Raw genomic sequence first — 535 nt, 5'->3', positions numbered from 1 at the left:
TAAAGCATAACCCAGCTTAAACATACGGCCGTTGAGAGTCATACAACTCTCAACGGCCTTTTTTATTTTCTGATAGTTAGGATAAGACTTACTTTCTATGGTAACTAACTTTGATAACTAACTTGAGTGATGAGCTTTGTCCTGACTAGCTCTGGTCTTCCTGCCCTTGATTCAGTCGAATACTGACCAGACTAGCCACCATAATAGCCAAATAAAAACTACCAATTATCGATTCCATAAACACAAAGAATTGAGCTACAGGAAGTGCTGGAGAGATATCCCCATACCCAACCGTGGTCAGGGTAATGAAGCTAAAGTACATCGCGTTAAACAAATTACTCAGCTACTCTCGCTCTTCTAACCCATTAAACGCATGTGGCAACAGCTCTAAGATCAACAAGTAAATGGTCGCCCAATCCAGACCAATCAAAAGATAAATACAGATTGAGCCAATGATGTGGTTCTTAGTGACACTCGATGCTTGCATTACCTGCCTGAGCGCGGAATAGATATGAGAAAATAAGAAAGCTGCCAG

1 pseudogene is annotated in these 535 nt (G+C 41.1%); it reads right to left on the bottom strand.

Annotated features, from left to right (window positions below):
- Window positions 1-145: 145 nt before the first annotated feature.
- Window positions 146-535, bottom strand: a pseudogene (locus tag KIV40_RS34975) (potassium channel family protein); the annotation flags it as partial.

The organism is Vibrio sp. D173a, from assembly GCF_030248475.1.
The sequence above is the reverse complement of the archived record's forward strand: the minus strand, read 5'-3'. Positions and strand labels throughout refer to the sequence as shown.